The sequence below is a fragment of the Pseudomonas sp. LjRoot277 genome (assembly GCF_964253845.1).
Lineage (GTDB): Bacteria > Pseudomonadota > Gammaproteobacteria > Pseudomonadales > Pseudomonadaceae > Aquipseudomonas.
Window position 1 is genome coordinate 2,079,688 of the sequence record NZ_CAXURI020000001.1, and the last position, 14,354, is coordinate 2,094,041.

The following is a 14,354-nucleotide window of genomic DNA, read 5'->3' on the forward strand; positions in this document are numbered from 1 at the left end:
ACGGGTGGTTCTGCGGCCCGACGGTGCCGGGCCGCCAAGGGATTAGTGGCTGACGTTATCGACGGCGATGGCTTCACCGCTGACGTCTGCGTAATGGGGCTGCCGTTTGGCGATGATCAGGTAGAGCGTCCCGGCAATCCCGGCACCGATCAGCCAGGAGAAGGGCGATACGCTGTCGAAGCCCGGTACCAGCGCCAGGACGATGGCGATCAGCGCGGCAGGAATGAACGCCGCGACAGCGCGTAAATTGACTCCGCGGCTGTAGTAATAAGCGCCGTTAGGGTCTTCGCTGTACAACTGCGGCACGTTGACCTGACCTTTTCGTACGAGCCAGTAGTCGACCATGATCACGCCGTACAACGGGCCGAGCAGGGCGCCGAGGCCTGACAGGAAATACACGATCACCAACGGGCTGTTGTAGAGGTTCCACGGCAGGATCAGCACCGCGATGGTCGCGCTGATCAACCCGGCGCGGCGGAATGTCAGGTATTTGGGCGCCAGGTTGCTCAGCACGAAGGCCGGGGCGACGAAGTTGGCCATGATGTTCACCGCCACGGTGACGATCAGGAAGGCCAGGCAGCCGAGCACCAGAAAGAAGGTGTTGGGAATCGAGGCAATGATCTCGGTCGGGCTTTCGATGATCCGGCCGTTGATCTGAAATTGCGCGCCGCAGAGCAGGACGGTGATGCTGGCGAACACCAGAATATTCACCGGCAGGCCCCAGAAATTGCCGACCTTGATGGTCTTGCGGCACGGCGAAGAACGGGCGAAGTCGCAGAAGTTGAGGATCAGCGTGCCGTAGATCGACAGCCACAACGCACCACCGGCAAAGATGTTGCGCCACATCTCACCGCCAGTCAGCGGTTCGCGGATCGACCAGGCGATGGTCGCATTGGCCTGAAAGTACATCCACCCGGCGAGGGCGGCGACGGTCAGCAGAATCACCGGCCCGGCGAACGCTTCGTAACGCCGAACCATTTCCATGCCGTAGGCGAGAATCGCCAATTGCACGAACCAGATCGCCACAAAACACACCCAGCCCAGGCTCGATAAACCGAGGATTGAGTTGTGGTCGTAGTCGGCGAAGCCGGGATGAACCGCTGTCAGCAGTACGCGAAAGACCACCGAGGCTAGGTAGGTCTGAATCCCGAACCAGGCGATGGCGATAACAGCGCGGATCAATGCAGGAATCTGCGCCCCGTGAATGCCGAAACTGATCCGGCTGATGACAGGAAACGGCACACCGGTCTTTTGCCCCATGTAACCGGAGAGGTTCATGAAGCAATACACCAACGCCGCACCGATCCCCAGGGACAGCAGGATTTGCCAGCCGCCCAGTCCGAGGGCATACAGCCCGATGGCGAATGAATAATTGGCGATGTTGTGAACGTCGTTGGTCCACAGGGCGAAGATGCTGTAGCGGCCCCAGCGTCGACCTTCGGCCTTGGTCGGCGCCAGGTCCTTGTTGTGCAGGCGGGGGCTGAGTACGACAGGTTCTTGAAACGTTTGGTCGTGAGGGGTTGAAGTGGGTGGGAAGGAGGGCAGATCCAGCGCGATGTTGTTATTGGAGAGGCTAGTACGCATTCCGGCAGGCTCCGAGCTTGGCGTCGCGATGACTGTGCATGAGCGTTGGCTCGACAAATCTTCGTCGCGGGCAGTCAGCATCATTTGGTTACGGGGCATCTGCAGCCTGTACGGGATAGGGCGCTTCAGGCTTGCGGATCTAAAGTGTGTGTATGTTTTGATGTTATTGTATACAAAACATGTATGCACTTAAGCCAGATCCATGCCAGATGGCGATCTATGAAAATCATCGCTAATTTCGTTTTGTTATTGGCAGTCGATAAGTGACTGAAATAAAGGCGATATAAATTGACTGTTTGAACAGGTATTTATTTTTCAGTGGGATGTGTACGAAAGGTCGACTGAGAAAGTCTGGAAAGGGGCGTGTAACTTTTTGGGGCGCTGAAATGAAAAGTGCACACATAAATGGCACCTATGGTGACATTCGTGTGTACACATTTGTTGAAGCGGTTTTTAAGCTTTGGATTTGCTGATGATGTTGCCAGCGTGCAGCCCGCATTCTTTCTGCGTCGCTTCTTCCCACCACCAGCGACCTTCGCGCTCGTGCTGGTTCGGCAACACCGGGCGGGTGCACGGTTCGCAGCCGATGCTGATGAACCCGCGTTCGTGCAAGCTGTTGTACGGCAGCTCCAGCATGCGGATGTAACCCCAGATCTCTTCACTGGTCATTTGCGCCAGCGGGTTGAATTTGTACAGGGTGCGTTCCGGGGTGGAGAACGCGGTGTCGATTTCCAGCACCGCGACGGCGCTGCGTGTTCCAGGGCTCTGATCCCGACGCTGGCCGGTGGCCCAGGCCGTCACTCCCGAGAGCTTGCGACGCAGCGGCTCGATCTTGCGGATGCCGCAGCATTCGCCATGGCCGTCCTTGTAGAAACTGAACAGGCCCTTTTCCTTCACGAAAGGTTCGAGCTTGGTGTAGTCCGGCGACACCAGTTCGATGTCGATCTTGTAGTGCTCGCGCACCTGATCGATGAAGCGGTAGGTCTCGGGGTGCAAGCGGCCGGTGTCGAGGCTGAACACTTTGACGTTCTTGTTCAGCTTCCAGGCCATGTCTACCAGCACCACGTCTTCGGCGCCGCTGAAAGATATCCACAGGTCATCGCCAAACTCGGCGAACGCGAGTTTCAGGATGTCCTGGGCGGATTTGTTGGCATAGGTCGTGGCGAGTTCCACGACGTCGAACGTTGGGCTCATCAGGGTGGCTTCCTACAGGTCGGTGGCGCTGGGCGCTCTATATGGGTCTGATGGTAACAAAATCCTGCAGCGACTGGCGCGTCCTCTGCGTTGCACCGGTCAGCCTGAGTCGCTAGAGTTCGGCAGTCTTTTGGCTCGCTCGACTCAATAATCAATACAAATGGGAGTGTCTTGTGGAAATTGCCTGTCTGGATCTTGAAGGTGTACTGGTCCCGGAAATCTGGATCGCCTTCGCCGAAAAAACCGGGATCGAGTCCCTGAGGGCTACCACCCGGGATATCCCCGACTACGACGTGCTCATGAAGCAGCGTCTGCGGATTCTCGACGAGCACGGCTTGAAACTCACCGACATCCAGGAAGTGATCGCCACGCTCAAGCCGCTGGATGGCGCCATCGAGTTCGTCAACTGGCTGCGTGAGCGCTTTCAGGTGGTGATTCTGTCGGACACGTTCTACGAGTTCTCCCAGCCGCTGATGCGTCAACTGGGCTTCCCGACGTTGCTCTGCCATCGTCTGATTACTGACGATTCCGGTCGGGTGACGAGCTATCAATTGCGTCAGAAGGATCCCAAGCGCCAGTCGGTTTTGGCCTTCAAGAGCCTTTACTACCGGGTGATCGCGGCGGGGGATTCCTACAACGACACCACGATGCTGGGCGAGGCGGATGCGGGGATTCTGTTCCATGCGCCAGACAATGTGATTCGCGAGTTTCCGCAGTTCCCGGCCGTGCACAGCTTTGAAGAGCTGAAGCAGGAATTCATCAAGGCTTCTAACCGGGCCCTAAGTCTGTAAACCGATACCTGTGGCGAGGGGGCTTGCCCCCGTTCGGCTGCGAAGCAGTCGTAAAACCTTTACACGCGTTCTATCTGAAGAATCGCAGTGTCTGGTTTTGGGGTCGCTTCGCAACCCAACGGGGGCAAGCCCCCTCGCCACAAAAGCTAAAGGTTTTGCAAGGTATCGAGCAGTACTTTTACCTTGGTAATCGATTCCTGATACTCGGCCTGCCACTCTGAATCCGCGACGATCCCGCCACCGCCCCAGCAACACACCTGCCCATCTTTCACCAGCAAACTGCGAATGGCGATGGAGCTGTCCATCTCGCCGCGCACGTCCAGATACAGCAAAGACCCGCAATACAACCCGCGACGCGTCGGCTCCAGCTCGTCGATGATCTGCATCGCACGAATTTTCGGTGCACCGGTAATCGAGCCGCCAGGGAAGCTGCCAGCGATCAGGTCCAGCGCGTCCCGATCATCCGCCAGTTCTCCGGTCACGCTGCTCACCAGGTGATGCACGTTCGGGTAGCTTTCCAGGCTGAACAACTCCGGCACCCGCACCGAACCGATACGGCACGTACGGCCGAGGTCATTGCGCAGCAGGTCGACGATCATCAGGTTTTCCGCGCGGTCCTTGGGGCTGACCAGCAGTTCGGCGGCGTTTGCCGCATCTTCGGCAGCGGTCAGTCCGCGAGGGCGGGTGCCTTTGATCGGGCGGGTTTCCACATGGCGTTCGCTGACTTTGACGAAACGTTCTGGCGACAGGCTCAACACCGCGCCGCCGTCGGGCAGGCTCTGAAAACCGGAAAACGGCGTCGGGCACGCCGCCCGCAGCGCGCAATACGCGGCCCATGGATCGCCCTGGCACTGAGCGCGGAAACGCTGGGCGAAGTTGACCTGGTAACAGTCGCCGGCCTGGATGTACTGCTGAATGCGTTCGAGCGCGTGGCGATATTCGTCAGCGCTCAGGTCGGCCTTCATCGGGGCTTTCAACTTGAAAGACTCGACTGCTTCAGCCGTAGGCTTACTGAATAGCGTGATCAGGCGCTGACGTTCGCTGTCGATCAGCGACGGATGGAAGACCAACTGACTCGTACTCAGTTGGTGATCGCTGATCAGCGCCCAGTCATACAGCCCGAAACGTGCGTCGGGCAATTGCAGATCGTCCTGAGCCTGACTCGGCAGGTTTTCCAGATGCCGGCCGAAGTCGTAGCTCAGATAGCCGATGAGGCCGCCAGCGAAGGGCAAATCGCAAGGAACAGCCGCTTCACCGAGTCGTGTCAGATTGTCGCGAAGGCGTTGCAGGAAATCGCTGCCACTTTCGTCAGGCAATACCGCTATTTGCTCCAGCGGCCAGGCACTGAGCAGGTCATAACGTCCACGCTCGGCACTCGGCCGGCCACTGTCGAGCAGCACGGCACCGGGGGCATGACGAATCGCCGCGAAGTACTCGGCGGGGTTGGCGCAATAGGGAAGCGGGTGTACGGAACAGGTCAACATGGGCGGGGCAGATCAGCCAACGAGGCGGGGGTGGCGATTGTAGTCTCCTCGGGGAATTGCTCCTAGAGGGGATGTCGGGGATTGGCAGGTTGGTGGAGGTTCAGTATTTGTGTTGGATTAAAAAGCCACCCCCCACCCCAGCCCTCCCGAAACGTCGGACCGCCCCAGTGGGGAGAGGGGGGAAAGGGAGCAGATTGGGGGCTTTTCAAAACCTGAGTTCGGCTCGGGCTTTCAGGTCGACGCAGCTCCAAGAGCACCTCGGTCAGTCCCCTCTACCTCTGGGCGGTCCGACGTTTCGGGAGGGTTAGGGTGAGAGGTGGATTTCAGCCTTCAACCGCAGGAATATGCCCAAACATTTCCTGAACAAACTCAACCCGTTCCTGCACCGTCTCAACAACCCCGCGAGCCTTCAACTCTTCCAGCCGCGCTTCAACCGCATGGGTGCGCAACGTCAGCCCGCAATCATTGGCAATCTGAATGTTCAACCCAGGCCGGGCGTTGAGCTCAAGAATCAGCGGCCCTTTCTCCTGGTCCAGCACCATGTCGACACCGATATAACCCAGCCCGCACAGCTCATAGCAGCCCGCGGCAAGTTTCATGAAACCGTCCCAGTAGGGCAGTTGCACGCCATCCACTGCGTTGGTGGTGTCGGGGTGTTTGTTGATGATGTTGTTCAGCCAGGTGCCGCGCAACGTCTGTCCAGTCGCGAGGTCAACACCGACGCCGATGGCGCCCTGGTGCAGGTTGGCCTTGCCGCCGGATTGCCGGGTTGGCAGGCGCAGCATGGCCATGACCGGGTAACCCATCAGCACGATGATGCGAATGTCCGGCACGCCTTCATAGCTGATGCTTTTGAAAATCTGGTCCGGGATCACCCGGTATTCGATCAGCGCGCGGTCGCGGTGCCCGCCCAGGGAGTAGAGGCCGGTCAGGATGCTGGAGACATGGTGCTCGAGTTCCTCATGGTCGATGATCTTGCCGGACACTGTGCGATAGCGCCCCTCGAACCGGTCGGCAACCACAATGATGCCGTCACCGCCCGCGCCCTGGGCCGGTTTGATCACGAAGTCGTTGCGCCTGCCGATGATGTCGTCGAGGTTGTCGATTTCTTTCTCGGTGGAGATCACGCCATACAGTTCCGGCACATGAATGCCGGCGGCGATGGCGCGTTCCTTGGTGATGATCTTGTCATCGACAATCGGGTACAGACTGCGCTTGTTGTACTTGAGCACGTAGTCCGCGTTACGCCGATTGATCCCCATGATGCCCCGGGCTTCCAGGGCCTTCCAGGTCTTCCAGAAGCCGAGCATCAGGCGTCAGCCTTCTTCAGGAAGGCTTTGAAACGCACCAGTTCGGTCAGGCGGTAGCCGCGATAGCGCCCCATCGCCAGCATGAAGCCCACCAGGATCAACAGGATCGCCGGGAAGGTGAACACGAAGTAAACCAGCTCCGGAACGCTCATGATCAGGTGCGCCAGCGACGCGGCGAACAGCGTACCGATCGCCACTTTCATGGCGTGGCCGGAGCCGCGCTCTTCCCACGTAATCGACAGGCGTTCGATGGTCATGGTCAGAATCACCATCGGGAACAGCGCAACGGACAGCCCGCGTTCCAGGCCGAGTTTATGGCTGAGCAGGCTGATCGCCGCGATCAGCACCACCACGAAGGTCAGCACCACGGACAGCCTCGGCAACATTTGCAGCTTCAAGTGTTCGAGGTAGGAGCGCAGCGACAGGCCCAACGCCGTGATGATCGTAAACAGCACGATACCGAAGCCGAGCTGGGTTTCCCGGAACGCCAGGGCGATCAGCACCGGAGTAAAGGTGCCGAGGGTCTGAATGCCGATCAGGTTGCGCAGGATCAAAATCACCAGCACACCGATCGGGATCATCACCATGATCATGAACGTCTGCTGGGTTTGCAGCGGCAGGCCGTACAGCGAGTATTCGAGGAAGTTGGCGTCGGTGTTTTCGTCGGTCAACTTGGCCAGGCGAATGGCGTTCATTTCGCTGTTGTTCAGGCTGAAGGTCACGTTGGCTTTCTTGCCGCCATCGACAGTGATCAGGTTTTCGTCGCCGGTCCACCACAGCAGGCGGTCGGTCGGCAGGCCCTGTTCACCGGTTTCCGGGTTGAAGTACAGCCAGTCGGTGCCATTGAAGCTGCGCAACCACAGTTCCGGCATTTGCGGCTGGTCAGCCACCAGACGAATGGTGTGGACCTTTTCCACCGGCACGTGCGCGATGGACAGCACCAATTCGACGATTTTCGCCTTGTGCCCGGGGGACGGATCGCCGCCCAGCAGCAGTTTCACGTTGTCGTCGTTGAGATTGTTGACACGCTTGATGGCTTCGCCGATGAAGGTTTCGACGTCGGCCGAGTGCTGGCGGATCGGTGCGAGCAGGGCTTCGGCGGCGACTTTTTCCGCGCCTTCGACGGCGATGCTGTCGCGGAAGGTCGGGCCTTTGATCTTGGATTTTTCACCGGTGTAGCGCTTGGTCAGCACCAGGCGGTAATAAAGAGTCTGATTGCCCTTGGCCCGACGTGCCGACCAGGTGACTTTGCGGTTGCCGTCGGCACGGTTCACGGCCACGCCGTAGTTATTGGAAATGAAGCTCTCATTGAGGCTGACGTAATCGCGGCTCAGCGGCGGCACGAACATCTGGATCTTGACCGGGTCCTTGGTACTGGCGACGAACTCGACTTTGGCGTCGATGTTCCACAAGTCGTCGGTGGCGTCTTCGGTCACGGGGATGCCGAGCACGAAGATCTGATAGGCCGTGACTGAAATACCCAGCACCACCAGGATGGCGATCAGGAATTTCAGGTGAAGGGTAAGAGAGCGCATTGGAATTACTCTGCGGTATGAGCGTCGGTGGCGCAGGCGGGTTTGCCAGCAGCGTATTTAAGACTGGGGTCGACCAGCGCATCGAAACGTTTCAGCGCTTCGGAGCCGATCAGGAGCGGGTATTGGAAGGCGCTGCGGTCGGTCAAGTTCACTTCGATGCTGCGTAAAGCCGAACCCATGCAGATATTCAGCTCGATCACCGGACGGGCGGTGTACTTCTTGCCTTCTTCCGGGTCGTAGTCGCCGGCCCGGCGCTTGATCTTGCTGACGCGGGCCAGTGGCCGTTCGATCGGGTGCGAGTGCGCAGCGTCGATTGCCAGATAGAAGCGCACCCAGGATTCGCCATTGCGTTTGAAACGTTTGATGTCACGGGCGCTCAGGGAAGCGGTTTTCGCTCCGGTGTCGAGTTTGGCGGCGACTTCCAGGTCGATGCCGTCCAGGGCGGCGTACTCGTTGAGGCCGTAAACAGTCTTTTCCCCCGCCGCGGCGAAACCGGGCAGGCAAAGAAGATAAAGGAAGGTGGGGAAGGGCTTGAGTCTCATAAATCCTGGTGCGCAGCGGTCCGTACTTCTATTCAAGGCCCTGGCATCGCTGCGCAAGCTCCCTCGTATGCCTATCAACTGTTTATGACAAGCAGTGCAGATGTCACAAACAAATGCGGCCGGCATTCTAGCACGGTGGTTTTATGGCGCCAGCGCCGGGAGGCGGCTATAAACAGAGGGGCTGCATCGTTTAGGTGCAGTCGGTTATTAGACGATTGTCGACAATACCTATTTATCCTTTGACTAAAAGGTCTGTATTCGCTAGTTTTTGCGGCATCAGCTTTCAAGGTGTCGACAATATGTTGGATCAACTCGATCCCCCGGTAATAGCCCAAGACGATTCGGAGACACTTTCCGAGAACGTCTTCCGGCGCATTCAGGCGGCCATCGTCAAGGGCGAGATCGCCCCGGGCAGCAAGATCTCCGAGCCGGAACTGGCGCGCACCTATGGCATCAGCCGTGGGCCGCTGCGTGAGGCGATCCACCGTCTGGAAGGCCAGCGCCTGCTGGTTCGCGTGCCGCACGTCGGAGCGCGGGTGGTTTCGTTGAGCCATGCCGAGCTGCTGGAACTCTACGAAATCCGCGAATCCCTCGAAGGCATGGCCTGCCGTCTGGCGGCCGAGCGCATGACCCTCGAAGAAATCGACGAACTGCGCCGGGTCCTCGAAACCCACGAGCGCGATGCGGCGTTTCAGGCCGGTGTCGGCTACTACCAGCAGGAAGGCGATTTCGACTTCCATTACCGAATCATCCAGGGCAGCGGCAACCGCACCCTGACGCAGATGCTCTGCGGCGAGCTCTATCAACTGGTGCGCATGTACCGCATCCAGTTTTCCACCACGCCCAATCGTCCGCGTCAGGCCTTTGCCGAGCACCACCGAATTCTCGACGCCATCGCCGACCGTGACGGTGAGCTGGCCGAGTTGTTGATGCGCCGTCACATCGGCGCCTCCAAACGCAATATCGCTCGTCACTACCAGGACGGCGCAAACCAGACAGCCACTGAACGAGGTGAGTCATGAGTTCCAACAAGAGCACTCCAGGCCAGCGTTTCCGCGATGCGGTCGCCAGCGAACATCCGCTGCAAGTGGTCGGCGCGATCAACGCCAATCACGCGCTGCTGGCCAAGCGCGCCGGTTTCAAGGCTATTTATCTGTCGGGTGGCGGGGTGGCTGCCGGCTCACTCGGCGTGCCGGACCTGGGCATCACCGGCCTGGACGACGTGCTGACCGACGTGCGCCGCATCACTGACGTCTGCGACCTGCCGCTGTTGGTGGATGTGGACACCGGTTTCGGTTCCTCGGCGTTCAACGTGGCACGTACCGTCAAGTCGATGATCAAGTTCGGCGCGGCGGCGATTCACATCGAAGACCAGGTCGGCGCCAAGCGCTGCGGCCACCGTCCTAATAAAGAGATCGTGTCCCTGCAGGAAATGGTCGATCGGATCAAGGCTGCTGTCGATGCGCGCACCGATGACAGCTTCGTGATCATGGCCCGCACCGATGCGCTGGCTGTGGAAGGTCTGGAATCTGCGCTGGATCGCGCTGCGGCGTGCATCGAGGCCGGCGCCGACATGATCTTCCCGGAAGCCATCACCGAACTGGACATGTACAAGCTGTTCGCCAACCGCGTGAAAGCGCCGATCCTGGCCAACATCACCGAATTTGGCGCGACCCCGCTGTACACCACCGAGCAGCTTGCCGCTGCTGATGTGTCGCTGGTGCTGTACCCGCTGTCGGCGTTCCGTGCGATGAACAAAGCCGCGGAAAATGTCTACACCGCCATCCGCCGCGACGGCACGCAACAAAACGTCATCGACACCATGCAGACCCGCATGGAGCTTTACGATCGCATCGACTACCACACCTTCGAGCAGAAGCTCGATGCGTTGTTTGCGGCGAAGAAGTAAGTCGAATAACTCCCTAACAAATTCAAAAAAACTGGAGACAGCAATGGCCGAAGCAAAAGTACTCAGTGGCGCCGGGCTCCGTGGCCAGGTTGCCGGGCAAACCGCACTGTCCACCGTGGGCCAGTCGGGCGCAGGCCTGACCTATCGTGGCTACGACGTTCGCGAACTGGCGGCTGACGCACAATTCGAAGAAGTGGCCTACCTGCTGCTTTACGGTGAACTGCCAACCAAAACACAACTCGCCGCTTACATCAGCAAACTGAGCAAGCTGCGCGACCTGCCGCAAGCGCTGAAAGAAGTGCTGGAACGCATCCCCGCCGACGCCCACCCGATGGACGTGATGCGCACCGGTTGCTCGTTCCTGGGCAACATCGAGCCGGAGAAAGACTTCTCCGAACAACACGACGTGACCGACCGCCTGCTGGCCGCGTTCCCGGCGATCATGTGCTACTGGTATCGCTTCAGTCATGACGGCAAACGCATCAACTGCGTGAGCGACGAACAGTCCATCGGCGGCCACTTCCTGCACCTGCTGCACGACAAGAAGCCGAGCGAGTTGCACGTCAAAGTGATGAACGTTTCGCTGATTCTCTATGCGGAACACGAGTTCAACGCCTCGACCTTCACCGCACGGGTTTGTGCATCGACGCTGTCGGACATGTATTCCTGCGTCACGGCTGCCATTGGCTCGCTGCGCGGTCCGCTGCATGGCGGTGCCAACGAAGCGGCGATGGAAATGATCGAGCGCTTCAGCTCGCCGGAAGAGGCGATCAAAGGCACCCTCGGCATGCTCGAGCGCAAGGACAAGATCATGGGCTTCGGCCACGCGATCTATAAGGACAACGATCCTCGCAACGAGGTGATCAAGGGCTGGTCGAAAAAACTCGCTGACGAAGTGGGCGATACGGTGTTGTTCCCGGTTTCCGAAGCCATCGACAAGACCATGTGGGAGCAGAAAAAACTGTTCCCGAACGCCGACTTCTACCACGCGTCGACGTACCACTTCATGGGCATCCCGACCAAGTTGTTCACACCGATTTTCGTCTGCTCGCGCCTGACCGGCTGGGCGGCGCACGTGTTCGAACAACGTGCCAACAACCGCATCATCCGCCCGAGCGCCGAATACGTCGGCGTCGAACAGCGCAAGTTCGTGCCAATCGAACAACGCTGAATGGTGTGGGCTCCCGCGCTGGTTGCTGAATGAACCGGGACCATTGTGGGAGCGGGCTTGCTCGCGAAGACGGACTGACATTCAACATTGATGTCGACTGATACACCGCTTTCGCGAGCAAGTCGAATCGTCGCACCGCCGCTCCCACATTTGACCGAGTTAACTTCAGGAGCTGTGCCAGGCGCCTCCCTTTGAAACTACCGTGACCGAGTCCTGACGATGAACACTGAATTCCGTAAACCGCTGCCCGGCAGCCATCTGGATTACTTCGACGTCCGCGCGGCTGTCGAGGCCATCCAGCCCGGCGCCTACGACACTCTGCCATACACCTCCCGCGTGCTGGCGGAAAACCTGGTGCGTCGCTGCGACCCGACCACGCTCACCGAATCCCTGAAGCAATTCATCGAGCGCAAACGCGACCTCGACTTCCCATGGTTCCCGGCCCGCGTGGTGTGCCACGACATTCTCGGCCAGACCGCGCTGGTGGACCTCGCCGGCCTGCGTGACGCCATCGCCCTGCAAGGTGGCGACCCGGCGCAAGTGAACCCGGTGGTGCCGACGCAATTGATCGTCGACCACTCCCTGGCCGTCGAGCGCGGTGGTTTTGATCCGGAGGCGTTCGAGAAGAACCGCGCCATCGAAGACCGTCGCAACGAAGACCGTTTCCACTTCATCAACTGGACCAAAAAGGCCTTCAAGAACGTTGATGTGATTCCGCCGGGCAACGGGATCATGCACCAGATCAACCTGGAGAAAATGTCTCCGGTGATCCAGGTGCGCGACGGCGTGGCGTTCCCCGACACTTGCGTCGGCACCGACAGCCACACTCCTCATGTCGATGCACTGGGCGTGATCGCCATCGGTGTCGGCGGTCTGGAAGCGGAAAGCGTGATGCTTGGCCGCGCGTCGTGGATGCGTCTGCCGGAAAGCGTCGGCGTCGAATTGACTGGCAAGCTGCAACCGGGCATCACCGCCACCGACATGGTGCTGGCGTTGACCGAGTTCCTGCGTCAGCAAAAAGTCGTCGGTGCATGGCTGGAGTTCTTCGGCGAAGGTGCCTCCGCGTTGACTCTTGGCGACCGCGCGACCATCTCCAACATGGCCCCGGAATACGGCGCTACCGCAGCGATGTTCTACATCGACCAGCAGACCATCGACTACCTGAAACTCACCGGCCGTGAAGACGAGCAGGTGCAGCTGGTCGAGAGCTACGCCAAGACCACAGGCCTGTGGGCTGACAGCCTGAAAGGCGCGCAATACGAGCGCGGGTTGACCTTTGACCTGTCTTCGGTAGTGCGCAACATGGCTGGCCCGAGCAACCCGCACGCCCGCGTCGCCACTTCCGATCTCGCCGCCCAAGGCATCTCCGGTCAGTGGACCGAAGTGCCCGGCCAGATGCCGGACGGCGCAGTGATCATCGCCGCCATCACCAGTTGCACCAACACCAGCAACCCACGCAACGTCATCGCCGCCGGCCTGCTGGCGCGCAATGCCAACAAGCTCGGGTTGACCCGCAAGCCGTGGGTCAAATCGTCCCTGGCGCCAGGCTCGAAAACCGTGGCGCTGTACCTGGACGAGGCTGGCCTGACCAGCGAGCTGGAACAACTCGGTTTCGGCATCGTCGCCTTCGCTTGCACTACGTGCAACGGAATGTCCGGTGCGCTGGACCCGGTGATCCAGCAAGAGATCATCGACCGCGACCTGTACGCCACTGCCGTACTCTCCGGCAACCGCAACTTCGACGGCCGGATCCACCCGTACGCCAAGAACGCGTTCCTTGCTTCGCCGCCATTGGTGGTGGCTTACGCCATCGCCGGCACCATCCGTTTCGACATCGAAAAAGATGTGCTGGGTGTGGTCGACGGTAAGGAAATCCGCCTGAAAGACATCTGGCCGAGCGACGAAGAAATCGACGCAGTGGTCAAGGCGTCGGTCAAGCCGGAGCAGTTCCGTCAGGTCTACATTCCAATGTTCGCCATCCACGAAGACACCGGTCCGAAAGTGACGCCGCTGTACGACTGGCGCGAGATGAGCACCTACATCCGCCGTCCGCCGTACTGGGAAGGCGCGCTGGCCGGGGCTCGTCCGCTCAAGGGCATGCGCCCGCTGGCGGTGCTGCCGGACAACATCACCACCGATCACCTGTCGCCGTCGAACGCGATCATGCTCGACAGCGCCGCCGGCGAATACCTGGCGAAAATGGGCTTGCCGGAAGAGGACTTCAACTCTTACGCAACTCATAGGGGCGACCATTTGACTGCGCAGCGCGCCACCTTCGCCAACCCGAAACTGTTCAATGAAATGGTTCAGGAAAACGGCAAGGTCACACAGGGTTCGCTGGCTCGCGTCGAGCCGGAAGGCAAAGTGATGCGCATGTGGGAAGCTATCGAAACCTACATGGAACGCAAGCAGCCGCTGATCATCATCGCCGGCGCCGACTACGGTCAGGGTTCGTCCCGCGACTGGGCAGCCAAAGGAGTGCGTCTGGCGGGTGTGGAAGCGATTGCGGCCGAAGGCTTCGAACGCATTCACCGCACCAACCTGGTGGGCATGGGCGTGTTGCCGCTGGAGTTCAAACCGGGCACCGACCGCAAGACATTGGGCATCGATGGCAGCGAAACCTACGACGTGATCGGTGAGCGCACCCCGCGTGCCGAGCTGACGCTGGTGATCAACCGCAAGAACGGCGAACGCGTCGAAGTGCCGGTGACCTGCCGCCTCGACACCGCCGAAGAAGTGTCGATCTACGAGGCTGGCGGCGTGCTGCAACGCTTCGCTCAGGACTTCCTAGAAGAATCGGCGGTTGCCGTTTAACACGATGAGTTCGGGCGGGG

The 14,354-nt window shown here is 59.7% G+C and carries 11 protein-coding genes; 5 read left to right on the top strand and 6 right to left on the bottom strand.

All coding sequences use genetic code 11. The features are described 5' to 3' along the window. Window positions 1–42: 42 nt before the first annotated feature. Together ACSQ87_RS09865 and ACSQ87_RS09870 are read right to left on the bottom strand one after the other, a co-directional pair. Complete coding sequence (locus ACSQ87_RS09865) at window positions 43–1,584, bottom strand: NCS1 family nucleobase:cation symporter-1 (RefSeq protein ID WP_223430693.1); 1,542 nt, start codon at window positions 1,582–1,584, stop codon at window positions 43–45. A gap of 453 nt (window positions 1,585–2,037) precedes the next feature. Then, a complete protein-coding gene (locus ACSQ87_RS09870) occupies window positions 2,038–2,778 on the bottom strand; it encodes a phosphoadenylyl-sulfate reductase (protein WP_008027340.1) in 741 nt (246 codons plus the stop codon). A gap of 173 nt (window positions 2,779–2,951) precedes the next feature. Here ACSQ87_RS09870 and thrH point away from each other — a divergent pair, with 173 nt between their 5' ends. Then, a complete protein-coding gene (gene thrH, locus ACSQ87_RS09875) occupies window positions 2,952–3,569 on the top strand; it encodes a bifunctional phosphoserine phosphatase/homoserine phosphotransferase ThrH (RefSeq protein ID WP_056744191.1) in 618 nt (205 codons plus the stop codon). Between the two features lie 146 nt (window positions 3,570–3,715). On the opposite strand, the gene pabB is transcribed toward thrH, so the two are convergent. From pabB to ACSQ87_RS09895, 4 genes are all read right to left on the bottom strand, one after another. Next, on the bottom strand, window positions 3,716–5,053 hold the full coding sequence (gene pabB / locus ACSQ87_RS09880; protein ID WP_223430691.1) for an aminodeoxychorismate synthase component I: 1,338 nt from the start codon (window positions 5,051–5,053) through the stop codon (window positions 3,716–3,718). A gap of 323 nt (window positions 5,054–5,376) precedes the next feature. Then, the gene (locus ACSQ87_RS09885; protein WP_223432151.1) at window positions 5,377–6,363 is read right to left on the bottom strand and encodes an alpha-L-glutamate ligase-like protein; all 987 of its coding nucleotides are present in this window, start codon (window positions 6,361–6,363) and stop codon (window positions 5,377–5,379) included. After that, window positions 6,363–7,898 carry an inactive transglutaminase family protein gene (locus ACSQ87_RS09890; protein ID WP_095128809.1) on the bottom strand — a complete coding sequence of 512 codons (1,536 nt, stop codon included), beginning with the start codon at window positions 7,896–7,898 and terminating at the stop codon, window positions 6,363–6,365. The genes ACSQ87_RS09885 and ACSQ87_RS09890 overlap by 1 nt, the downstream gene beginning before the upstream one ends. A 5-nt stretch (window positions 7,899–7,903) precedes the next feature. Beyond that, window positions 7,904–8,440 carry an ATP-dependent zinc protease family protein gene (locus tag ACSQ87_RS09895; RefSeq protein ID WP_095128808.1) on the bottom strand — a complete coding sequence of 179 codons (537 nt, stop codon included), beginning with the start codon at window positions 8,438–8,440 and terminating at the stop codon, window positions 7,904–7,906. Window positions 8,441–8,742: 302 nt separating this feature from the next. Between ACSQ87_RS09895 and ACSQ87_RS09900 the strand changes: the two genes are divergently transcribed. The 4 genes from ACSQ87_RS09900 to acnD all read left to right on the top strand — a co-directional run bounded on the left by ACSQ87_RS09900 (window position 8,743) and on the right by acnD (window position 14,334). Continuing rightward, window positions 8,743–9,462, top strand: a complete 720-nt coding sequence (locus ACSQ87_RS09900; protein WP_177327884.1) for a GntR family transcriptional regulator — start codon at window positions 8,743–8,745, stop codon at window positions 9,460–9,462. After that, window positions 9,459–10,349, top strand: a complete 891-nt coding sequence (prpB, locus tag ACSQ87_RS09905) for a methylisocitrate lyase (protein ID WP_010456549.1) — start codon at window positions 9,459–9,461, stop codon at window positions 10,347–10,349. Before ACSQ87_RS09900 ends, prpB begins: the two co-directional genes overlap by 4 nt. Window positions 10,350–10,392: 43 nt before the next feature. Further along, entirely contained in the window at window positions 10,393–11,520 is a 1,128-nt protein-coding gene (prpC, locus tag ACSQ87_RS09910; RefSeq protein ID WP_046047910.1) for a bifunctional 2-methylcitrate synthase/citrate synthase, read from the top strand. A 219-nt stretch (window positions 11,521–11,739) separates the two neighbouring features. After that, entirely contained in the window at window positions 11,740–14,334 is a 2,595-nt protein-coding gene (acnD, locus tag ACSQ87_RS09915; protein WP_223432150.1) for a Fe/S-dependent 2-methylisocitrate dehydratase AcnD, read from the top strand. The last annotated feature ends 20 nt before the right edge of the window (window positions 14,335–14,354 follow it).

What these genes read in the sequence shown, in the direction of transcription:
- pabB (WP_223430691.1), bottom strand. Translation starts at nt 5,053, where the DNA reads ATGTTGACCTGTTCCGTACACCCGCTTCCCTATTGCGCCAACCCCGCC.
- ACSQ87_RS09865 (WP_223430693.1), bottom strand. Translation starts at nt 1,584, where the DNA reads ATGCGTACTAGCCTCTCCAATAACAACATCGCGCTGGATCTGCCCTCC.
- prpC (WP_046047910.1), top strand. Translation starts at nt 10,393, where the DNA reads ATGGCCGAAGCAAAAGTACTCAGTGGCGCCGGGCTCCGTGGCCAGGTT.
- acnD (WP_223432150.1), top strand. Translation starts at nt 11,740, where the DNA reads ATGAACACTGAATTCCGTAAACCGCTGCCCGGCAGCCATCTGGATTAC.
- ACSQ87_RS09895 (WP_095128808.1), bottom strand. Translation starts at nt 8,440, where the DNA reads ATGAGACTCAAGCCCTTCCCCACCTTCCTTTATCTTCTTTGCCTGCCC.
- ACSQ87_RS09885 (WP_223432151.1), bottom strand. Translation starts at nt 6,363, where the DNA reads ATGCTCGGCTTCTGGAAGACCTGGAAGGCCCTGGAAGCCCGGGGCATC.
- prpB (WP_010456549.1), top strand. Translation starts at nt 9,459, where the DNA reads ATGAGTTCCAACAAGAGCACTCCAGGCCAGCGTTTCCGCGATGCGGTC.
- ACSQ87_RS09870 (WP_008027340.1), bottom strand. Translation starts at nt 2,778, where the DNA reads ATGAGCCCAACGTTCGACGTCGTGGAACTCGCCACGACCTATGCCAAC.
- ACSQ87_RS09890 (WP_095128809.1), bottom strand. Translation starts at nt 7,898, where the DNA reads ATGCGCTCTCTTACCCTTCACCTGAAATTCCTGATCGCCATCCTGGTG.